Source organism: Pseudomonas sp. LBUM1668 (genome assembly GCF_059695715.1).
The window spans coordinates 3,876,573-3,896,291 of sequence record NZ_CP166787.1 but is presented as its reverse complement, the minus strand read 5'-3'; the positions used below and the strand labels follow the sequence as shown (position 1 = coordinate 3,896,291).

Annotated in this window: 32 protein-coding genes; 29 read left to right on the top strand and 3 right to left on the bottom strand. The window is 58.5% G+C overall.

Annotated features, from left to right (window positions below):
* Nucleotides 1–29: 29 nt before the first annotated feature.
* The 11 genes from ACA061_RS17525 (at nt 30) to ACA061_RS17475 (ending at nt 5,739) form a co-directional block, all read left to right on the top strand.
* Nucleotides 30–245 carry a hypothetical protein gene (locus ACA061_RS17525; RefSeq protein ID WP_064588254.1) on the top strand — a complete coding sequence of 72 codons (216 nt, stop codon included), beginning with the start codon at nt 30–32 and terminating at the stop codon, nt 243–245.
* A gap of 20 nt (nt 246–265) precedes the next feature.
* Entirely contained in the window at nt 266–466 is a 201-nt protein-coding gene (locus ACA061_RS17520) for a hypothetical protein (RefSeq protein ID WP_083352050.1), read from the top strand.
* 107 nt (nt 467–573) lie between these two features.
* Nucleotides 574–1,434 (top strand): BRO-N domain-containing protein, encoded by an 861-nt coding sequence (locus ACA061_RS17515; RefSeq protein WP_497299735.1) that lies wholly within the window; start codon nt 574–576, stop codon nt 1,432–1,434.
* Nucleotides 1,434–2,261 carry a DnaT-like ssDNA-binding domain-containing protein gene (locus ACA061_RS17510; RefSeq protein WP_497299734.1) on the top strand — a complete coding sequence of 276 codons (828 nt, stop codon included), beginning with the start codon at nt 1,434–1,436 and terminating at the stop codon, nt 2,259–2,261. Before ACA061_RS17515 ends, ACA061_RS17510 begins: the two co-directional genes overlap by 1 nt.
* Nucleotides 2,258–2,971, top strand: a complete 714-nt coding sequence (locus ACA061_RS17505) for a replication protein P (RefSeq protein ID WP_497299733.1) — start codon at nt 2,258–2,260, stop codon at nt 2,969–2,971. Before ACA061_RS17510 ends, ACA061_RS17505 begins: the two co-directional genes overlap by 4 nt.
* Entirely contained in the window at nt 2,968–3,456 is a 489-nt protein-coding gene (locus ACA061_RS17500; RefSeq protein WP_497299732.1) for a hypothetical protein, read from the top strand. Before ACA061_RS17505 ends, ACA061_RS17500 begins: the two co-directional genes overlap by 4 nt.
* Nucleotides 3,453–3,860 (top strand): recombination protein NinB, encoded by a 408-nt coding sequence (locus ACA061_RS17495; RefSeq protein WP_497299731.1) that lies wholly within the window; start codon nt 3,453–3,455, stop codon nt 3,858–3,860. Before ACA061_RS17500 ends, ACA061_RS17495 begins: the two co-directional genes overlap by 4 nt.
* Nucleotides 3,850–4,128: a hypothetical protein gene (locus ACA061_RS17490; protein ID WP_047304388.1), complete on the top strand. Its 279-nt coding sequence runs from the start codon at nt 3,850–3,852 to the stop codon at nt 4,126–4,128. The genes ACA061_RS17495 and ACA061_RS17490 overlap by 11 nt, the downstream gene beginning before the upstream one ends.
* Complete coding sequence (locus ACA061_RS17485) at nt 4,119–4,730, top strand: recombination protein NinG (RefSeq protein WP_497299730.1); 612 nt, start codon at nt 4,119–4,121, stop codon at nt 4,728–4,730. Before ACA061_RS17490 ends, ACA061_RS17485 begins: the two co-directional genes overlap by 10 nt.
* Nucleotides 4,727–5,047, top strand: a complete 321-nt coding sequence (locus ACA061_RS17480; protein ID WP_497299729.1) for a hypothetical protein — start codon at nt 4,727–4,729, stop codon at nt 5,045–5,047. Before ACA061_RS17485 ends, ACA061_RS17480 begins: the two co-directional genes overlap by 4 nt.
* A complete protein-coding gene (locus ACA061_RS17475) occupies nt 5,044–5,739 on the top strand; it encodes a hypothetical protein (RefSeq protein WP_497299728.1) in 696 nt (231 codons plus the stop codon). The genes ACA061_RS17480 and ACA061_RS17475 overlap by 4 nt, the downstream gene beginning before the upstream one ends.
* A gap of 617 nt (nt 5,740–6,356) precedes the next feature.
* Here the strand turns inward: ACA061_RS17475 and ACA061_RS17470 are convergent.
* Together ACA061_RS17470 and ACA061_RS17465 are read right to left on the bottom strand one after the other, a co-directional pair.
* Nucleotides 6,357–6,821, bottom strand: a complete 465-nt coding sequence (locus ACA061_RS17470) for a type II toxin-antitoxin system HicB family antitoxin (protein ID WP_497299727.1) — start codon at nt 6,819–6,821, stop codon at nt 6,357–6,359.
* 50 nt (nt 6,822–6,871) lie between these two features.
* Nucleotides 6,872–7,054: a type II toxin-antitoxin system HicA family toxin gene (locus ACA061_RS17465; protein ID WP_083352061.1), complete on the bottom strand. Its 183-nt coding sequence runs from the start codon at nt 7,052–7,054 to the stop codon at nt 6,872–6,874.
* Between the two features lie 169 nt (nt 7,055–7,223).
* On the opposite strand from ACA061_RS17465, the gene ACA061_RS17460 reads away from it, so the two are divergent.
* The 3 genes from ACA061_RS17460 to ACA061_RS17450 are packed head-to-tail and all read left to right on the top strand — an operon-like array spanning nt 7,224 to nt 8,072.
* Nucleotides 7,224–7,547 carry a phage holin, lambda family gene (locus ACA061_RS17460; protein ID WP_497299726.1) on the top strand — a complete coding sequence of 108 codons (324 nt, stop codon included), beginning with the start codon at nt 7,224–7,226 and terminating at the stop codon, nt 7,545–7,547.
* Nucleotides 7,544–7,930 carry a hypothetical protein gene (locus ACA061_RS17455; protein ID WP_497299725.1) on the top strand — a complete coding sequence of 129 codons (387 nt, stop codon included), beginning with the start codon at nt 7,544–7,546 and terminating at the stop codon, nt 7,928–7,930. Before ACA061_RS17460 ends, ACA061_RS17455 begins: the two co-directional genes overlap by 4 nt.
* Complete coding sequence (locus tag ACA061_RS17450; protein ID WP_047297581.1) at nt 7,890–8,072, top strand: hypothetical protein; 183 nt, start codon at nt 7,890–7,892, stop codon at nt 8,070–8,072. Before ACA061_RS17455 ends, ACA061_RS17450 begins: the two co-directional genes overlap by 41 nt.
* A 45-nt stretch (nt 8,073–8,117) precedes the next feature.
* Here ACA061_RS17450 and ACA061_RS17445 read toward each other — a convergent pair whose 3' ends face one another.
* The gene (locus tag ACA061_RS17445; protein ID WP_497299724.1) at nt 8,118–8,339 is read right to left on the bottom strand and encodes a hypothetical protein; all 222 of its coding nucleotides are present in this window, start codon (nt 8,337–8,339) and stop codon (nt 8,118–8,120) included.
* A gap of 73 nt (nt 8,340–8,412) precedes the next feature.
* Here ACA061_RS17445 and ACA061_RS17440 point away from each other — a divergent pair, with 73 nt between their 5' ends.
* The 15 genes from ACA061_RS17440 to ACA061_RS17370 all read left to right on the top strand — a co-directional run bounded on the left by ACA061_RS17440 (nt 8,413) and on the right by ACA061_RS17370 (nt 19,654).
* A complete protein-coding gene (locus ACA061_RS17440) occupies nt 8,413–9,036 on the top strand; it encodes a putative metallopeptidase (protein WP_497299723.1) in 624 nt (207 codons plus the stop codon).
* A gap of 30 nt (nt 9,037–9,066) precedes the next feature.
* Complete coding sequence (locus tag ACA061_RS17435; protein ID WP_497299722.1) at nt 9,067–9,528, top strand: DUF2280 domain-containing protein; 462 nt, start codon at nt 9,067–9,069, stop codon at nt 9,526–9,528.
* Nucleotides 9,515–10,816 carry a terminase large subunit domain-containing protein gene (locus tag ACA061_RS17430; protein ID WP_497299721.1) on the top strand — a complete coding sequence of 434 codons (1,302 nt, stop codon included), beginning with the start codon at nt 9,515–9,517 and terminating at the stop codon, nt 10,814–10,816. The genes ACA061_RS17435 and ACA061_RS17430 overlap by 14 nt, the downstream gene beginning before the upstream one ends.
* An 8-nt stretch (nt 10,817–10,824) precedes the next feature.
* Nucleotides 10,825–12,243, top strand: a complete 1,419-nt coding sequence (locus ACA061_RS17425) for a DUF4055 domain-containing protein (protein WP_497299720.1) — start codon at nt 10,825–10,827, stop codon at nt 12,241–12,243.
* Nucleotides 12,233–13,282, top strand: a complete 1,050-nt coding sequence (locus tag ACA061_RS17420) for a putative phage head morphogenesis protein (protein WP_497299719.1) — start codon at nt 12,233–12,235, stop codon at nt 13,280–13,282. The genes ACA061_RS17425 and ACA061_RS17420 overlap by 11 nt, the downstream gene beginning before the upstream one ends.
* 35 nt (nt 13,283–13,317) lie before the next feature.
* The gene (locus ACA061_RS17415; RefSeq protein WP_497299718.1) at nt 13,318–13,830 is read left to right on the top strand and encodes a hypothetical protein; all 513 of its coding nucleotides are present in this window, start codon (nt 13,318–13,320) and stop codon (nt 13,828–13,830) included.
* Nucleotides 13,831–13,915: 85 nt separating this feature from the next.
* Complete coding sequence (locus ACA061_RS17410; RefSeq protein ID WP_150602398.1) at nt 13,916–14,626, top strand: hypothetical protein; 711 nt, start codon at nt 13,916–13,918, stop codon at nt 14,624–14,626.
* 12 nt (nt 14,627–14,638) lie between these two features.
* The gene (locus tag ACA061_RS17405) at nt 14,639–15,607 is read left to right on the top strand and encodes a major capsid protein (RefSeq protein ID WP_047297589.1); all 969 of its coding nucleotides are present in this window, start codon (nt 14,639–14,641) and stop codon (nt 15,605–15,607) included.
* Nucleotides 15,608–15,656: 49 nt separating this feature from the next.
* Complete coding sequence (locus ACA061_RS17400) at nt 15,657–16,241, top strand: hypothetical protein (RefSeq protein WP_497299717.1); 585 nt, start codon at nt 15,657–15,659, stop codon at nt 16,239–16,241.
* 40 nt (nt 16,242–16,281) lie between these two features.
* A complete protein-coding gene (locus ACA061_RS17395) occupies nt 16,282–16,671 on the top strand; it encodes a DnaT-like ssDNA-binding protein (RefSeq protein ID WP_497299716.1) in 390 nt (129 codons plus the stop codon).
* Nucleotides 16,672–16,674: 3 nt separating this feature from the next.
* Nucleotides 16,675–17,034 carry a hypothetical protein gene (locus tag ACA061_RS17390; RefSeq protein WP_497299715.1) on the top strand — a complete coding sequence of 120 codons (360 nt, stop codon included), beginning with the start codon at nt 16,675–16,677 and terminating at the stop codon, nt 17,032–17,034.
* On the top strand, nt 17,034–17,609 hold the full coding sequence (locus tag ACA061_RS17385) for an HK97 gp10 family phage protein (RefSeq protein ID WP_497299714.1): 576 nt from the start codon (nt 17,034–17,036) through the stop codon (nt 17,607–17,609). The genes ACA061_RS17390 and ACA061_RS17385 overlap by 1 nt, the downstream gene beginning before the upstream one ends.
* On the top strand, nt 17,606–18,028 hold the full coding sequence (locus ACA061_RS17380; protein WP_497299713.1) for a hypothetical protein: 423 nt from the start codon (nt 17,606–17,608) through the stop codon (nt 18,026–18,028). The genes ACA061_RS17385 and ACA061_RS17380 overlap by 4 nt, the downstream gene beginning before the upstream one ends.
* Nucleotides 18,029–18,036: 8 nt before the next feature.
* Nucleotides 18,037–18,663 carry a phage tail tip fiber protein gene (locus ACA061_RS17375; RefSeq protein ID WP_497299712.1) on the top strand — a complete coding sequence of 209 codons (627 nt, stop codon included), beginning with the start codon at nt 18,037–18,039 and terminating at the stop codon, nt 18,661–18,663.
* Between the two features lie 70 nt (nt 18,664–18,733).
* A complete protein-coding gene (locus ACA061_RS17370; RefSeq protein WP_064361194.1) occupies nt 18,734–19,654 on the top strand; it encodes a phage tail tube protein in 921 nt (306 codons plus the stop codon).
* Nucleotides 19,655–19,719 lie beyond the last annotated feature (65 nt).

Genomic DNA, 19,719 nt, shown 5'->3' with positions numbered 1-19,719 from the left:
AATTTCAATCACCAAGGAGCAATCCCCGTATGGGCTTCAAAGACCCCCTCAACCAGCGCCGAGACATCGCCAGGAAGATCCGTCTGTATCCATTGCTCGACCGACAGCTGCAGCGTGCCGCCGACAAAAGTCGTCGGGAGTACGCGACCTACCTGTTCGAGATGTTGGAGTGGGCAGCAGTCAATGGCGCAATCGAAGCACTCATGCCCGAGGACCTTAAGGACCTCAAGAATATCGCGGGCTAGAGGCCCTCAGGAGGGCACGAATGCAGTTCACAGAAGAAAACGTGCCGCCAGAGACCCGCGCCAAAGTTCACCAACTCATGGAGGCAAGAGGGTGGACGTTTGAAGAGGCGGTAAACGAGATTCTTCTCGAGGCGATCACCTCGGGAGCAACGGTCTTCGTTGGCAGGCACAAAGCACCAGTCCTGACGCTGGTGGGACTTAAGAGGCCCTCTACCGGATAGGTGAGGCCCTCACACAGGGCCTGAAGAAGGGCCCACTTTTCAACAGGCATAAAAAAACCACCGGACGAGGGTGGCTTTTTCAACAGCAGTAACAACTGGAGCGGATCATGCACCAATCAATCCAAACGATCAATACCCCGGCCAGTGTCGCGACACAATTTGGCAACGGTGAAAACGTGTCGCGTACTCCAACTCAGCTCAGCTTCCACGGACTACTGGTTCGTGTGATCGACGATGGAAACGGTGAGCCACTGTTCATTGCCAAGGATGTTGCAGACGCCCTCGGTTATGCCAACACATCGAAAGCCATCAACACCCACTGCAAGGCCGTGAGCACCTGCCATACCGAAATGGGAGGTCAGGTCCGTGCAGTGCAGATTATCCCCGAGCGCGACCTCTATCGACTGGTGATGAAGTCGAAGCTGCCGGCCGCCGAGCAATTCGAAGAGTGGGTAGTTGGCCAGGTGCTGCCGAGCATTCGCAAGACTGGCCAATACTCCGTGCCTGCGCCGAACAACTCGAAGATCGTCGGCGAGCTGGCAATCCTCGAATGTTTCGATCGCCTGCTCAAACCGGCAGCGTCCAGCAAGATGATGATGCTCGCCCAGATCGCCGCCAACAACGGACTTGATGCCAAGTTCCTGCCCGGGTATGCCGTCGATGCTGCGCCTGATGCAGCTGGCGGATCTTCGATGCCGACGAAGTCAGCTACAGCGCTGCTGAAGGACAGCGGCATCCGTTGCGCGCCGGCTGCTTTCAATCGTGCGCTGGCCGACCACGGCTTCCTCAAGCAGCTCCAGCGCAAGAACTCCAAACACGAGATGGTCGACTTCTGGTCCGTGACTGAAAAGGGCCTCAAGTACGGCAAGAACCTCACCAGCCCTCAATGCCCGCGCGAGACGCAACCTCACTGGTACGTCGATCGCTTCCTTGAGCTTGCCGTGCTTATCGGCAAAGGACGTCCATGATGGCTCGTATCCGTACCGTCAAGCCCGAGTTCTGGTCGAGCGAGCAGGTCATGTCCTGCCGCCCGATGGCTCGGCTGCTATTCATTGGCCTGTGGAATTTCTGCGATGACGGCGGCAACCACCCGCTGGCGCCGCGAACCATCAAGGCCTTGGTGTTCCCCGGTGACGACATCACCACCGAAGAGGTGAGCAATCTCCTAGGTGAGCTGGAAGGCGCCGAGCTGATCCAGAGCTACTGGGTGACCGGGAAAAACTACTTCCATGTCCGCGGCTGGAAGCACCAGAAGATCGAAAAAAAGAACTTCAAATACCCCGGCCCTCCGTCTGAATTCGACGACCAGTCGGAGAACATTCGCCAACAATTCGCCGAGGAGTCGTCGACTGATCGTCGACCGGTAGACCCCGGAAGGGAAGGGAAGGGAATAGGAGAAGATCAACACAACTCTCTACACGCGAGCGGTGAAAATTCGACTGATCCAACCAGTGCAGAATTTGCACCAGTTGATCCGGAGCCAGTTGACCCAAAGTCGCCACGGGAAATGACCCTCGACTGGAAACCTGATCACAAGACCTTGAAGGCCTACGCCTTTCGCATGGCAATCCCTGTCGACACGTTCACCAATGAAGCTACCGCTGCGTTCGTCTGCCATTACTCGGCATCCGGCCGCATCGAGACAGAGGCGTCTTGGGTCAGCCTGCTGGTGAAGTGGGTGAAGCGCGACACGGCCACTGCAAGCAATGTGCACCGCTTCCCTGATCGTCGCCCATCTGCCGAGCCTGACTTCGACAGCAACGCCTGGGCCGAAGGGCTTGTGGTGAGCCCATGAAGCCAGCCAACCAACTGATGGCGACCATGGGCAACCTTCCGCCAGCCGTTCACGCTCAGCCGCTCCAGGTGACTCCGCAGACCGCAGAAGTGGTGAACGACCTGTTCCGCCGCCTGCGCGGGATCTTTCCGGCGTGGCGTCAGGCGTGGCCGTCCACTGAAGCGCTGGACGCCGCCAAGGCCGAATGGATCAAGGAGTTTGCTGAAGCCGGCATTCGTACTCTGTTGCAGATTGAGTTCGGTATCCAGAAGTGCCGCAAGCTCAAGAAGCCTTTCGCGCCGAGCGTTGGTGAGTTCATCGCTATGTGCGTGCCGAGCCCGGAAGATTTCGGCATGCCTGCGCCGGCCGATGCCTGGCTCGAAGCGCTGATGGGCACCTACAGCCATGAAGCGGTGAAGCTCGCGTCGGAAGCGACGGGCCTATTCGACCTGCGCGCAGCAAAGCAGGAAGACAAGGGCCTGCGCGCCAGATTCGACCGCAACTACGAAGTGATCCTGCACCGCGCCCAGACCAACCAACCGCTGGACGGGAAGATCGCCGCGGGCATTGGGCACGACAGCCAGAAGAGCGAACTGGAACTGGCTGAGGAATTTGCCGGCCAACGCCAAGCCCGATTGCTAGCCACTCAGGGCGTCCCAACCACCGGCGCCGCGGCGCGGGCGCAGCTGCTGGCCAAGTTTGGCAGGAAGAACACGGAGCAAAGGACATGACCGACTACACCGAACTGAAACAGCTACTCGACGCATGCCTCGCTGAAAAATGTGCCGGCCCGCGCGAGTTCAGAGACGCGGTTGATGCGCTTTTTGATGTTTGCTCAATTGAAACGATTGCTGCTCTGGTTTCCGATAATGAGCGACTTGCATCGGTCTGTGCCAAAGCCGATGAGGTAATCACCTCCGAGAGCAAATCTGCCGGCCTTGCTACTGGCCGAGCAAATCTTTTGGAAGGGGAGCGTGATCAGCTCAGATCTGGTTTAAAAAACTTCCATCGCAGCCTCTGCGAGCGCTTCGGTTACTACCACGACGAAATCGACTGGCAGCGTGACCAGGTATCGCTGGAAGAACACATCGCCACCCAGTTCAGCCACGTCATCGCGGAAAACGCAGCGCTGCGCGGACAGGTGGAGGCATTGCAGCGCGGCGCTGGCCAGCTTCAGGAAGAGAACGAGGCGCTGCGCTTGAAGGTGACGCCATGAACCCCGAATACACGCTCCGCGACCAGCGCGACGTCAACCGGTTGGCCGGCGTCCTGCACACCATCGACCTGAGCAAACCGAAGGTTGTGGTGATCCGCGACGAGAAGCGCCCGGACGTCTGCAACCGAAAGATGTGGGCAATGCTCAAGGACGTATCCGAGCAAGTGATCTGGCACGGCAAGAAGCTGACAAGTGAAGACTGGAAGTGCCTTTTCAGTGCCTCGCTGGAGAAGCAGCGCGCGGAACCTGGCCTCGACGGTGGATTCGTGGTGATGGCCGTATCGACTCGCAAGCAATCGCAGAAGTGGTTCAGCGATCTGTTCGAGCTGATGCATGCCTTCGGCGCCGAGCATGACGTGAAGTGGAGCGCAACTGATCACTGGGACGGCCGCTATGACCAATAACTTTAAGCCGGGCGACCTGGCGCTGACCCTAGCAACCAAATACCGGTTTCCTGCTATGTCCCAAGTTGAACTGATTGTCTTTTTGCGTGAGGACCAAAAGGCAGAGGAACCGGGTGGGAATATCTGGATCGCCCCCTACGACGGCTGGGTCGCCGGGCGTGGAGAAGGGGAGGGTTATGGATTTTATAAGCCGTCGCAGTTGATGCCGCTGAGCGGCGACTTCACCCCAGAGCAGCAGAAAGCCAAGGAGGCCGAGCCATGCGCGTAGCCATCAAGGAATCGAAGGCGCCCAAGCCGAAGAAGTGCAAAAACCCAGCGTGCGGGGACTCATTCGTCCCGCAGCGACTCGGGCAGGCTGTATGTGGCTACAAGTGCGGTCTGGCCATCAAGGAAGTCAATCAGGCGAAGGCCGGCAAGGCGTTGGCCCAGATTGGTCGCCGCGAGATCAGGGTTCGCAAGGAGAAACTGAAGACCAGAGCTGACCACCTCCGCGAAGCCCAGGCTGCGATCAACGAGTACGTCCGCCTACGTGACGCGCACCTGCCATGCATCAGCTGCGACTCGATGCCGAACGACAACGACCTAATGACGGGCAGTCGCTGGGACGCTGGCCACTACCGATCCGTCGGTGCCTGTCCTGAGCTGCGCTTCGAGCCGCTGAACATCCACCGCCAGTGCGTGAAGTGCAATCGCAACCTGTCCGGCAACGCGGTCGAGTACCGCATCCGATTGGTGCTGCGCATCGGCGCCGAAAGCGTGGCATGGCTTGAAGGGCCTCATGAGCCCCGCAAGCACACCGTCGAAGAAATCAAAACCATCAAGGCCGAATATCGAGCCAAGACCCGCGAACTGAAGAGGGCTGCAGCATGATCAAGAAAATTATCTCCACAGTAATCAGTGTCGCACTCAGTTGCGGTTTGCTTTTCGGGGGCGAATCGCTTCACCAATTCGCTTTTTACGTGATGTGCGTGATGAGTGGGCTCGCCTGGCTGGCCTTGGTTTGCGGTGCCGTCAAGGATGAGGCTGCCGCGGAAATCCGATCTCGGATTTGGATCAGCATTCCCAGTTCGGCCTTCAGTCTCTACGCGGTCATCTCAACCGGTCACACGATCCTGGCGGTGTCGAGCTTTATGGCCACGTTCTTCATTCTCACGCTCGCATTTCGTAAGCCGGGGGTTACAGCATGATCTATCCAAGCGTTCTAAACGCAGTTGTCTCCGCTCTCGCGGCCGAGGCCATCGACAACACCAGTAAGCAGGCGTGGCAGAAGCTTTACAACTCTGCCGATGAGGAGGAGGGCGGCGATCTGGCGACATTGGTCCGCTCCCGCGGTGCTGACACCATCGACCGCACTCAGGTGGACTGCTGGGTATCTGCCCGGCTGCACAGCGCGCTTGAGCAAAAGCACTGGGATGCGCTGGTGGCGAAGTACAGCACGCACAAGGGGCGCAAGGTGCAAGCCATTGCTGCACTGCAAACCCAGATCAACACGCCGGCGCCGAAGCTGTTTCTGTTCAAGGCCAGCACCGCATGGGCTATCCCGCAGTTGAAAGGAGCGCGGCCGAAGGTGGCGACGTCCGTGTCAGTCGAGATCCCAATCGATGCGCCTGAATGGCGCCGTGAGGCCGTGGTGAAGGCTGCGTTGGCGGCCGGTCGGGCGAAGGTCAAGCGTGACGGTTCCCGATCGGCCGACATGATCGTGCTCAAGGACAGCTTTTACGACATGAACACCTGGGACAACGACGGCACTCCGGAGTCGACTCGCCGCCGGTGGCGTCAGGATATCGGAAAGGCTGCCGACGACCTGGTCAATGAGGCTCTGGCACACGCCGCCGACATTCTCGGAGGCGAAGGTTTGTTGATTGAACAAGCTGCGTGATTGCCTGTTGACATCAGTGAGCGAATGAGCGAAATTAATCCCATCCTGTCATTCCTGCGCGTATCGAGGAGTGACAAACGAAACCCGGCCACCGCGCCGGGTTTTTTCATTTAAGGCCGGTACTCTTCTCCGAATCCCGCACATGCAGGACAAATGAGACGCCCCTCGCGGCCCGATCCTGAACATCTTGTGCATGGATGAAGATCATCAGGGCCAATGGTGTGAAGGGCGGCGCCGCAACGCTTGCCCCCTCCAATATCTGCCAAGCAGTTATCGTTCGAGAATCCCGAGCTAGGGCGCCTGCAGGTTCTGCACACTGAGTTCGGTGTCGGTCGCATATGTCACCTCAATTGACTTTGTTGTGAAGTGTAGCTCGCGCCGAAACGTTTCTCTGATGCCTGCTCTTGAATTTACCTGTAGCCAGGACAGTCCTTCGGGAAAGCCTGGACGTCGATAAGCCGGAAAGTGCGACGTACGGAATCAACACCGGCAGCCCGCCCGCCCTGACCTAACAATGCTGCAGGGTGGCGCGAGACTGGATCAGCGAGATCGATGCAAATGGGCGTCGACGTTGAGAAGGCCTTTGGCAGACAGCTCGGAAAGACGAGCGCACCTATTCAGGGCCTCGGAGCCAAACCTCTCGGAGGTCGCCCGGTGCCCGCGGCAAATGCATGCTCCTTTACGATCTGCAGTCGAAGGCCGAACTGATCGAGAGCGTCCTCCAAGCTTTCCATCTTCGACGTGTGCTCGAAATCAACAAGCCGAGCGGCTGCGGTAGGAGATATACCCAGCATCGCAGCCAGGTCTGCTTTTGATTTTCCGGTGTGGATCAACTGATTCCAGAGGATGATTTTTGCCAGCGTGACGGCCGAAAGCCGTACGTGGTGATCGCCTTGTCCGGACGCGTGAGGAATTTCACGCTTTTGATCCACGTAAATCGAGAGCGCCAAGGTAAGCCCCTCGGCAGCATTTTCCAGCAGCTCCTCCAGCGTATCCCCTGCGCTATGAGCTTCTGGGATGTCTGGGCATGTCGACCAGAAATGATCGGACTCTTCGTGAGCGACGATTTTGTAGTTGTACATAAATTTCCTCTGTTTAGAGCTGACTTGTCGCGAGCAGATGAGTTGGGGCCTCATTTGAGGCCTAGTTGTTTGATTATCTCTTTCCGAAGCCCTTCACCTATTTCTTTCGATCCGTGGCTTGGAAAGATCGTTTGTCGGTCCTTGTAGCGAATCTTGAAGTGGCTGCCTTTTGCTGACTTCGAAAACTCGACCCCTCGGGCCTCCAACCATCTTCTGAACTCGCTGTACTTCATCAACCCTCCTTTGTGTGTTGATGGAGTCAGTTTATATACATAAGTGTTCAGTGTAAACACTTATGTTTATTTCTCTTCGTGTTCGAAAGCGGAAATTCTTAATTCGGCTTCCCTGCAAATATCTGCATAGACCGATCAATCTAATCTCCCCATGGGGGAGGCAACTCGGATGCCTACCATGCCTGATAAGCCAGACACCTGGGCCAAGATCTGGCTGGCGTTGAGCAATCCGCTCTGGCAGGGCGCAATCATGGCCATCACCGTATCGTTGCTTCGCGTGATGTACGACGCGAAGGAAACCAGTAAGCGTCGGATCCTTTTCGAATCGCTGATCTGTGGATCGCTGAGCCTTGTTGCGTCCAGCGTGATCGAGTGGATGGCCTGGCCGCCCAGTCTGTCGGTTGCTGCTGGAGGGACTATTGGGTTCCTCGGCGTGACAGCCATCCGCGAGCTGGTGACCCGCTTCCTCGGTCGCAAGGCGGATGCCGCATGAAGGCCTTTGCTGCTGCAATCATCATCGCCTTGGTCGGCCTGCTCCTCGTTGGGATTCAGCAGTCGCGCGTCATCGCCCTTCGCGGGGAGGTGGCATTCGAAGCCAGCGAGAAAAAGAAGGCGGTCGACGCCAACCTCGAAAGCCAGGCCACGATCACCACCCTGCGCGCCGAAGCCCAGCGCAACGCCGATTACCAGAAAGACTTGAACAAGCGGTTGCAGGCCAGTCAGGCCAAAGCCAGAAAGGCGGAGAAGAACTTTGAAGAACTCAAACGCAACAGCAAGCCTGTTCGTGATTGGGCTGCTCAGCCTCTGCCTGACGGCCTGCGCGGGAAAGCCGGCAGTGGTAACAAAGACAGCGGCGGTAAGAGTCGAGCCCCCTGAGCTGGTGCCATGTGAGCGAGTGGCCGATGAAGACCTCGCCGACAACGGCCAGCTGTGGGAACTGAAGAATCAAGCCATCAACCTGCTCGACACCTGCGCGGACCAGGTGGACGCGCAGATCAAGCGCAGCCAGAGCAAGTAGGTCGCGACACGTTTCGCGAGAGTGCAAATCGTGTCGCAACACTTCTCACAGAATCTGATTTTGTGGCAGTTGAGCATTTAGCTGATCGCATAGGGCTTGAGCATCGGCTTCGGTATCGAATTCGCCAAGGTAATCCCCCGTCCTGGTGTCTACCGCTTTGAAGCAGTATGCAGGCAGGGGCAGCGGATCAACTGGGTGACCTTGCCGCTTCCCTTGCACGATAGCTCTGACCTGTGGCTTCCGCTGAACGATGTACGCGATATCCATATTGAGTTCCTTCTATTGGGTTGGTGGCCATCAATACCGGCAGCCAGCCGTCATTTCAAGCTCAAGGTGAGTCATGAACAGGCCGATGCCTCCGGAGTCACTGCTCGACCTGTCAGAGCTATCCAGCTTCGGTATTCGCCTGCTCCCTGCGCCTGAGGTGTGGGAGTGGCTCCAAACCGAAATCCTCGCCGACACTGGCAGCATCCACAACGAAGACCATGCCCATCTGATCGATGCGGACGTGCGAGTCATGTGGGCGTCTGCGGCCTTCACGAAGAAGGGGCGCACGGTAGTCGGTCAAGCCGAACAGGTAGCGTTCCGCGCCGGTGGTTGGCAGAAGGCTCGGATGGAGCAGCAGATGCTGGATTGGTTCGGCGACGTGCCGGCCTACATCATCACGCTGGCTGCCGATTACTGCGCCGACTGTTCCGACGCTGACTTCTGCGCACTGGTCGAACATGAGCTGTACCACATCGCCCAAGCGACCGATCAGTACGGCGCACCCAAGTTCACCCAGGAAGGATTGCCCAAGCTTGAGATGCGCGGACACGACGTTGAAGAGTTCGTCGGTGTAGTGCGTCGGTATGGGGCGAGCCCTCAAGTGCAAGAGCTGGTGGACGCTGCAAACAATCCTGCTGAGGTGGGGAAATTGAACATATCGAGGGCCTGCGGAACCTGTCTGCTCAAGTCGGCCTGACTTTGACAGTACTTTGACGGATGCCCACTTATGGCCGCACTCAGAGACGAGGTGAAAGCCTTTGTTGTACAGGCTCTCGCCTGCTTTGACACGCCATCGCAAGTGGTGGTGTCCGTCAAAGAAAGATTCGGGCTCGAAGTCACCCGCCAACAGTGCGAGGCATACGACCCAACCAAGTACGTTGGACGCAACCTGCACGTGAAGTGGCAGACGCTGTTCAACGACACCCGCAAGAGGTTCCGCGAAGAGACGGCAGAGATCCCGATCGCCAACCGAGCGTATCGACTTCGCACCTTGGGGCGCATGGCCGAGAAGGCCGAGAACATGAAGAACATGGCGCTGACTGCCCAGTTGCTGGAGCAGGCAGCGAAGGAAGTCGGCGATGTCTATGTCAATCGCCAAACCAAAAACGAAAACCCTCACGACAACCTCCCGCCCACCCGAGTGCAGGTAGACGTGGTGGACGCGAGGAAGCTTGATGCCGACGCTTAACGTCCCGCAGGCAAAATTCCTCCAGATGGAGAACAAGTTTCGCGGCTTTGTCGCTGGGTTTGGCTCGGGGAAAACGTGGGTAGGCTGCGCAGGCATCTGCAAGCACGTATGGGAATGGCCTCGTATCAACTCGGGGTACTTCGCTCCTACCTATCCGCAGATCCGCGACATCTTCTTCCCGACGATTGAGGAAGTGGCTTTCGACTGGGGCCTGAAGGTCAAGACGAAGGAAAGCGACAAGGAAGTCGAGTTCTACAGCGGTGGCCAGTACCGCAGCACGACCATCTGCCGCTCGATGGAAAAACCCCAGACAATCGTAGGCTTCAAGATTGGCCACGCGCTGGTGGATGAGCTGGACGTCTTACCCGCGCTCAAGGCTGAGCACGCCTGGCGCAAGATCATTGCCCGTATGCGCTACAACGAACAGGGGCTGAAGAACGGCGTAGACGTGACCACGACCCCTGAAGGGTTCAAGTTCGTCTACCAGCAGTTCGTGAAGCAACTGCGCGAGAAGCCTTCGCTGCAAGGCATGTACGGCCTGGTGCAGGCCAGCACGTTCGACAACGAGTTGAACCTGCCGCCCGATTACATCCCATCCTTGATGGAGTCTTACCCGCCGCAGCTGATCCTGGCCTACCTCAACGGGCAGTTCGTCAACCTGAATGCCGGGTCGATCTACCACGCGTACGACCGGAAGATGAATGGCTGCTTCGATGCGGTGGAGCCAGGCGAGCCGCTGTTCATCGGCATGGACTTCAACGTCGGCAAGATGGCGGCGATCACGCATGTCAAACGCGCAGATGGGAAGCCTCGGGCGGTCGACGAGCTGATCGATGGCTTTGACACCCCGGACATGATCCGGCGCATCAAGGAGCGCTACTGGCGCTACAGCGGCAAGGACTACGAAAAAACCTGCGAGATTCGGATCTATCCGGATGCCTCGGGTGGCTCCCGCAAGTCGGTAAATGCCAGCGAGACAGACATTGCCATCCTGCGCCAAGCGGGATTCAGCGTCATCGCGCCGGATGCAAACCCGCCGGTAAAAGACCGCATCAACGCCATGAATGCGATGTTCTGCAACGCCAATGGCGAACGGCGCTACCTGGTCAACCCGCTGCGCTGCCCGACTTATGCCGATGGCCTGGAACAGCAGGTATGGGCGCCGAATGGAGAGCCAGACAAGAAGTCAGGCGTCGACCACGCGAACGACGCAGGCGGCTACTTCATCCACCACGACTACCCGATCATCAAGCCGATGACCCACATTCCTGTCACATTCAGCTTCTGAGGCCATCCATGGCGAATTTCAGCACTCCCCGGGCAGAGTACGCACAAGCCCTGCCTGGCTGGCAGTTGGTGAAACGCTGCGTAGCCGGTGCGCGAGAGGTGCGCAAGCACGACGAATACCTGCCGATGCCAGACCCGGAAAACAAATCACCGGAGAACCTGGCTCGGTACAAGCAGTACAAGAAGCGGGCGATGTTTCTCAACATCACCGGTCGCACGCGCACCGGCCTGATGGGGGCGGTGTTTCGCAAGACTGCCGAGCTGTCGCTGCCGACTGGGGTGGGATACCTGAAGGAGAACGCCAGCGGCGACGGCACCAGCCTTGAGCAGTTGTCGAAGGAATCGGTTGGCGAATGCCTGGACAGCGGACGAGGCGGCTTTCTTGTCGATTTCCCGACCGTTGCCACTGAAAGCGGTGTCAGCTCGATGGCCGATCTTGCTACCAAGCGCGCCCTGATCCACCACTACGATGCCCTGTCGATTATCGACTGGGATGAGCAGGTGATCGACGGCGTAAAGCGCCTGGTGTACGTGAACCTGCGGGAGTGCGTTTCCGAGTTCAACGCTACCGATCTGTCCCGCGAGACGTATACGCAGAACCGAGTCCTGTTGCTGGTCGATGGGAAATACGTACAGCGCGTCTACAAGGAAGGCGAAGCAAGCGTCGAGGAGACGCAGCCTACCGACAAATCTGGGCAGCGATTCGATCACATCCCGTTCAGCTTCTACGGCGCCCAGAACAACGACGCCAGTATCGACAAGTCTCCGCTGGAAGACCTGGCCGACGTCAACATCCTTCACTACGGCAACAGTGCCACGGTGGAGGAGAGTGGCTTCATCAGTAGCCAGCCGACGCTGTTCATCACCACCAGCATCGAAGCCGACGAGTTCGCGAAGCTGAACCCGAACGGTATGCACATTGGCTCGCGCCGGGGCCACAACCTCGGGAAGTCCGGATCCGCAGTCATGCTGCAGGCCACCGAAACCCAGCTCGCCCGAACCCTGATGAAGGACAAGGAAGAGCAGATGCTCATGATCGGCGCCCGCGTAGTCCAGAAGGGCAGCGGCGCCGAGACGGCAGAGGCTGTTCGAATCCGATACAGCTCGGACAACAGCGTGCTGGGCACAATCGCCGGCAACGTATCCGAGGCCCTGAAGCGAGCCATTCTTGACGCGGAGCGCTTCATGATGGATGCGCCGGACGAGAAGGGCACCGTGTTCTGGCTCAACCAGTCGTTCTTCGACGAGACGATGACTGCGCAGGACATCGTCGCTCAGGTGCAACTGTGGCAGCAGGGCTTCATTGCGAAGTCGGATGTCCGGGTGAACCTGCGTCAGGGTGGCGTGCTTGAAGCTGATCGCACCGACGAGAAGATCGACGAAGAGCTGGCCAGTGCGCCACCGGTAGGCGGGAACGATGAGCAATGAAGGCTTTCTTGAGGATGCCGCCACGCGGCACCAGATTTACGTCCAGCGGTATGCTGGCGGTAACCTGAAGCGTGTGGCGTCGTTCATCAGCAAAGCCATCAAGACGGCCAAGCAGCGCGTATCGGACGGCCTGAGCGCTTACGGTACGCGTCGGTACAACACTCAGATCGAAACGCTTCAGGGCGACTTGCGGGGCATCTACGACGACCTCAAAGGACGCGCCCAGCTGGATCTCGGCGAGTTTGCGACTTACGAGGCGCAGTTCAACGCGACGATGCTGGGCAAGGTGGTCCGTGCGGTGGTTCAGCTAAATGTGCCATCGGCCGAAATGATCTCCGCCGCGGCCTTGGCCGACCCGCTGCAGCTCGAAGCACGCAAGGGCATCCAGCGCATCAGCATCAGCGGTGCGCTCGACCAGTTCGGAACCAAGAAGGCCGCTGAGATCATCGGCGAAATTCAAATCGGTTCGAGCCTGGGCGAGACCAGCCAGCAAATCAGCCGGCGGCTGACGAGCATTCACCAGTTGCAGCAGGATCAGGCCGGCGCACTGGTTCGCACCATGACCAACCACATCGCCAGCACGGCGCGAGTGGAGACGCTGAAGGCGAACGACGACATCCTCGCAGGAATGCGTAGGGTGGCGTCCCTGGACTCGAAGACAACGTTGTTCTGCATGAGCGTCGATCAGACAGTGATCCCGCTAGACGGGCCAAAGCCGCCGTACCACTGGGGTTGCCGTACGGCGCTCATACCGGTTCTGAAGGAAGAGTTTGCCCGGGAGATCAAGGGTTCGACTCGGCCCTCAATCGGGCCTGACGGGGTGGCGCTGGTATCGAGCAAAACCAGCTATCAGGAATGGCTGGCGCGGCAACCGGCGGCGTTTCAGCGCGACGTTCTTGGCTCAAACCGGTATGCGTTGTTCAGCAAGGGCGAGTTGAGGCTAGACAAGTTCATTGATGACAACGGAAAGACGTTGACCTTGCAGCAGCTGAGGGAGCTTGAGCCGCTAGCGTTTGTGCGGGCAGGCTTGGAGAAATGATAAATTGCCATCCTTTCGCATTTCAGGATGAAACAATGAAGTGGCTGTATCTGTTTTTTTGTTTTGCAGCATGTGTGATTTCTGGGTTGCTCGGACTCACCGCTGGGATAAACATGAACCCCCAATCGACAGTCAAATTCGTGCCTGATTGGGGGAGCTTGGGGGATTGGGTGGCGGGAGTATCTGCCCTTCTCACTTTTTTGGTTGCATGTATTGCGATGAATGCTTGGCGAGTGCAGGAGCGTCAACGATTGATCCTGCAATGGAAGGCCGACCTTGTGGACTACGCTTGGACGCTTCCTTACATAAAAGAGAACCTTCAGTGGCCTGCGGATAAAGACCTTATCGACAAAATCGCTGGAAAATTTTACGACTGTATTAAGAGTTACCTGCTCATGATCGAGTACGTAGAGCCAGAGAAACAGGACTACTACAAGCTGATATGGAGTCAAGTTCATGATGCCCATGATGCTTACATCATGAAGGGCGCAACTAGAACCGCGACAAAAGCCGCTTTCGTAGCTGCATATTTGAATAAGTTTCTATAAGCAGATGACCACCCTATAAACCGCCGTCAAGGCGGTTTTTTTATGCCCGCAGGCAGGGCCTGCACTACGTCTCTGGGAGACAGCAATGACCTTGAAATTCCAACTGGACAGCCTCGAAGGCGTCGACGAATCCATTCAGGCCCTGTACGTCGAGAAGGACGGCAAGTTCGTCCTCGGCATTGAAGGGCTGCCACAGCCGGAAGATGTTTCCGGTCTGAAATCCAAAGTCCAAGAGCTCCTGGACGAGAAGAAGGCAGAAGCCGAAAAGCGTAAAGCCGCTGAGGATCAGGCGCGACTGGATCGCGAAGAGGCGCTGCGCAAGTCCGGCAACGTCGAAGAGCTCGAAAAGTCCTGGTCTGAGAAGTACGCACGCCGCGAAGCTGAGCTGACCGGCCAACTCGAAAGCACGAATAGCACACTGCAAGGCCAGATCCGGGATCTGACCGTGGGCCGTACTGCTACCGAGATCGCGACCACTCTGGCCATTCCGGGTAGCTCCAAGGCATTGCTTCCCCACATCGAACGCCGGCTCAGCGTTGAGCAGCGCGACGGCAAACCAACCGTCGTCGTGCTGGACGCTGCCGGCAAGCTCTCGGCGGCAACGCTGGACGAGCTGAAAGCAGAATTCACCAACGATCCGGCCTTTGGTCCGCTGATCGCTGGCAGCAAGGCATCGGGCGGCGGGGCCGGCGGTGCTGGGAAAGGCGGCGGGGCCGCAAAAGGAAACATCGGCGGCACCAAAGAGGAACGACAGGCCGCAATCGCGAGCCGGTTCCCAGACCTCCCTCAGAAATAAGGAAAATCACTCATGTCCCTGTCGCAAATGCAGGTCTTCAACGAATACGTAATGCCGGCGACCATCGAGACGCTGGATCAGATGCTGGTGGCGTTCAACGCTGCCAGCCGCGGCGCAATTCTGCTGTCGCCTGACGGTTTCACTGGCGACTTTCTCCAGGAGTCGTTCTTCCAGACCCTGGCTGCCGCTCAGCGCCGCGTCGATCGCTACGCCGCCAATGGTGCCGCACCGATCACCGACCTGACCGAGTTGAAGAACTCCTCGGTAAAAGTGGCCGGCGGCTTCGGCCCGATCCGCTACGAGCCATCGCAGATGACTTGGCTGGAGCGACCAACCGCGCAGGGCATTGAAGTCGCATCGCGCGCGTTCGCCGAGATTCTGCTGAAGGATCAGTTGAACACCGCGATCGCCGCGCTGGTTGCGGCGATTACCGCTCAAGCAGCCGCCGTGAACGATGTGTCTGCAACTGCCGGTATCAGCCAGGCCGCACTGAACAACGCCCACGCGAAGTTCGGCGATGCGAGTCAGTCTCTGGTCACCCAGATCATGCAGGGCACCACCTATCACAAGCTCGTCGGCCAGGCGCTAACCAACAGCGAGCAACTGTTCCAGGCGGGCAACGTCCGCGTTGTGGACATTCTCGGCAAGATCTCGGTTGTCACCGACGCCCCGGCACTGATGCAGACCGGTACGCCGAACAAGGAAATCGTTCTGTCCCTGGTGCAGGGTGCAGCGATGGTGCATGACGGCCGCGACATCATCAGCAACGTCCAGACCACCAACGGCAAGGAGCGCATCGAGACCACGCTTCAGACCGATTACACCTTCGGTCTGGGCTTGAAGGGTTACACCTGGGATACCACCGCCGGTGGCAAGTCTCCGACCGACGCCGAGCTGGCGACCGGCACCAACTGGGACAAGACCGCCACCAGCATCAAGCACACCGCCGGTGTTGCTCTGATCGGTGACGCCTCCAAGTAACCCTGACTGCTGAGCCGAGCTTCGTGCCCGGTTCCGCGAGGACATGATCATGAGCAACAAAATCTGGTATCTGCCCGGGCCATTTCACCAGTACCGGGAAAACGTAAAGGAGTTGGCCAAAAAGCACGGCTTACGCATCGTTGATGCGAACGTCACTGAAGACCGCGAGGGTGAAGCTGTCGATGTGCCTGAAGTAACACTGCGACAGGCTGCTCCGGTGCCTGTGCCGCTGATCGACGGCCAAGGCGGTGTTGATGGCGCAGCGCTGCAGGAGCTGATCGACAAGTTGAGTGTCGAGCGCGACAGCATCGTGCTGCTGATCGAAGCGGCCGAAGGTCTTGCTCCGCTGGAACATCCTGGCGCCGGCGAACTGCCGATTCGCCTGTTCGATGCCTTGACCTCTATTCACGAAGGCATCGCCTCGCTGAAGAGCAAGCGTGATGAACTGCTGGGTGAAGTTGAATTGCTCCGCGCAGACGTCGCACGGCTGACTCCTGCACCGCAGAACAACGGCTCAGTTCTCGACGAGCTGACCGTCGTGCAGATCAAGGAACAGCTCGACGCCAAGGGCGTGACCTACAAGGTCAACGACTCGAAGCCTGAGCTGCTTGCTCTGCTGAAGGCCAACCAGTAACACCCGGGGCTTCGGCCCCACTCATTCAAGCGGAGGCCTGATGGCTACCTACATCACCGTGGCGGACGTTGACGCCATCCTCGGGGCTTCGTGGGCTCCAGATGACAAAAAGGCCCGGGCGGTGTTGCAGGCGAATGCCTACATGACCTCGCTCAACCTGGTCGGCATCGACATGGACGCGATTCCCGATGATGTGAAACAGGCCGCCGCCGAGCTAGCGGTCGTCGCCTCTGAGGGTAAGTTGTACCAGCAGCATACCGAGGGATCGCTGGAGGCCAAGACGGTAAAGGCAGGATCGGTGACTACCAGTAAGACGTTCGCCTCGATCGACACTACCAAATCCACCGCGCTGCCCGACGGCGTCCAGTTCGCGCTGGGGCTTCTCGCGCAGTGGCGTGCCAGCGGCTTCAGCTTCAACGTATACAGGTGACCCATGGGCCTACGTGAAGAGATCCAGGCGGATCTGGCTGAGGCCTTCGACACTGACCTGGCCGATGCGGTTAAGCCATTCAGCGGCGGCGTGACGCTGCCTGCTGAGAACTGGGATCCAGTTACAGAAACCGGCGGTGATCCGGTAGTTATCGCCTACGCCGGGCGCGGCGTGTTCGACAGCTATAAGGTGCAGATGGTCGATGGCGTCCAGATCAAGGCAACCGATCAGTTGCTGATCTGCCTTACCAACGAAACCACCGGTACCCCGCAGGTCGGGCACAAGATCAACGATTTCGACGTGATCAACGTCCAGACTGACCCGGCCGGCGCCCATTACGAGATTCAGCTGAGGAAAGTCTGATGACGAACAAGGCGGGGTGGAGCCATAGCCTCACGGACTTTGCCGATCAGGCTGGAGAGGACATCACCCAGATGGCGCGCGTCATCGCGACCGCCATGCTAACGGAGGTGGTGAACCGCTCGCCTGTCGGCAACCCTGATCTCTGGCAGTCCAACGTTGCGCTGCGCACGAAGAATGTGGCGCTGGCTGATGCGTATGACGCTAACGTCGACGCCCGCAACGCGGCGCGCACCGGCGGCCGTGCCTTCAAGAAGCTGACCAAGCGCGAGCGCGAAGAGAACTACTTCGTCAAAGCGCAGGCAGCGGGGAAGGGCTACATCGGCGGCACGTTCCGAGGAAGTCACCTGGTATCAATCGGCGCGCCCGACATGACAGTGAACGACAACATCGACCCGTCCGGCCGAGAAACGATCAGCAAGGGCAGCATGCTCATTAGGGCATCGGGCAAGTTCCCCGTGATCTACATCCAAACCAACAGCCCATACGGCGAGATGCTTGAGCTTGGACATTCGACTCAGGCGCCAGGCGGGGTATATGACTTGGCATTCATCGGCGTGAGCGAGGCCTATAAATGACGTTTGAGCAGATTCGCGAGACTCTGGTTGGTCGGATGGCTGTGTTTGGCGGGATCGATCAGAAACGCATTCTGTATCCAAACAACAAATACCCCGCGGAGTTTCTCGATACTTCCGGTGTATTCAAACCGCCCGACACTGGCCTTTGGTGTCGACTCAACATCCAGTACGCCACGGCCTTCATGGCTGGCATGGCCGACCGACCGTACACCCGCAAGCCTGGGCAGATCAGCATTCAGTGCTTCGCGCGAGCGCGCACTGGCACCAAGGCCATTAACGAACTGGCCGACGCGCTTGAAGCGCACTTCGCCTACTGGATGTCCGGCGACCTTGAGTGCATGGAAGCCAGTCAAGTGGTGGCCGGCGAGTTCGAGGGCTTCTACCAAATCAACGTCAACATCCGGTTTCGCGCCGGCTGAGAGGAAATATGCAAAGTCACAACTTCAAGCCGGGCGTATCGGGCTGGAAGCTCCACAAGAATGGGAGCTTTGAGTTCAACTCATCTGGCGACCCGTGCTTGATCAGTCTCGACAAAGAGAAGCCGGTGGCGCCTCTGGACGAGATTACCCGGGCGAACGTTACCCATGAATCTAGCGCTCGATGCCAGGCAGACGAGGTGACAGCCACTCGCATCGGCGCCATGCAATGCAACCTTCCCAAGCCTTTCGTTGTTGTCGATGGCGTGACTTACATCCGGCAGGATCACGTCGATAAATCCAGCGTTCAGGCGGCAAAGCTGGCCCCTGAGTGGACGGTCAAACTCAAATTGGTGGATGGCCAGTATGTGGCTGCCGGTATTGGACTGGGTATTGCCTCGCAGTTTCTGGTCAGCGCCAATCAGTTCGCCATCAAGGAGCCGAACGGGTTTGAGGCGGCTCGCGAAAAAGGCGCCGATGCAGTCACGGACTTTCTGGCGGACAAGATTCTCGACACGAAGCTCGGCGAGGAACTGAAGGCCAAGATATCGGCAGTGGACCTGATCAAAGAAGCTGTGATGCAGGGCGTGACTCTCGGGTATCTGGCAACTCTCAAGGATCTCGGAAAGACCAGCTGAGCGCAAACCGCTCGCACATCGCAGGCCGCCACATGGCGGTTTTTTTACGACCGCAATCTGGAGACTTACCATGTCGAGCGGCGCAAAAGTTGTAAGCCACATCATTGCGGAGGTGACGCCCGGCGTTACTCCCACCGGTACCTGGGACACGCTGCGCCTCACCGGCAACGCACTGACCCCGACCGTCAACACCGAAGTCAGCGACGAAATCACCGACACCCGCCTGAGCCAAGGCTCTGTGGCCACCAGCATCGATATCGGCGGCGATCTGACGGCTGAGTTCTCGTTCGGCTCGTTCGACCAACTGCTCGAAGCTGCCTTCTACGGCGTCTGGACGGCTGACGTTCTGCGCGTGGGCGATACCCGACACACGTTTTCGATCGCTAAAGGCTACAACGACGTCGGCGTATATGGTGTGTTCAAGGGCGCGCACGTCTCGACCTTCGCGCTCGACATTCCGTCGGAAGGCAAGGTAACCGCCACGTTCAACATGGCGTGCCTGGACTACACCGATGGCGACACCCCAATTGTCGTTTCGCCGAATGCGCCGACCACTACGCCGTTCCTGTCGAACAACAACGTCGGCACGATTTTGGTGAACGGGCAGTCGCTGGAAGGCGTGGCCTGCGTCTCGGCCATGACCGTGAATCTGGACAACAGCCTTCAGACTCAGCGCTGCCTCGGCTCCGATCGTCTCGGCCCCGGTGCGCACATCGCCACCGAAGCGGCGGTCACCGGCAGCATCACGTTGGCCTGGTCGAAGCGCGCCTGGGAGATCTGGAAGAACACCTTCACCCGGACGCCGATCGCAGTTGTGTTCCCGATCACCGACTCGCTGGGCAACAAATACACGTTCAACTTCCCAGCAGTGGAAGTGGACGGTGAACTGCCGAATGGTGGTAAGCGCGACCTGATCGAGGTCACGCTCAACTACACCGTCGCCAAGCTCAGCCCGACCATCACCCGCGAAGCGGCTGATCCAACCCCGTAAACCCTTTGGCTCCCTCGGTTCAAACGCCGGCCGGGGGAGCTATTTTATTGGCGTGGCGTTGAGGA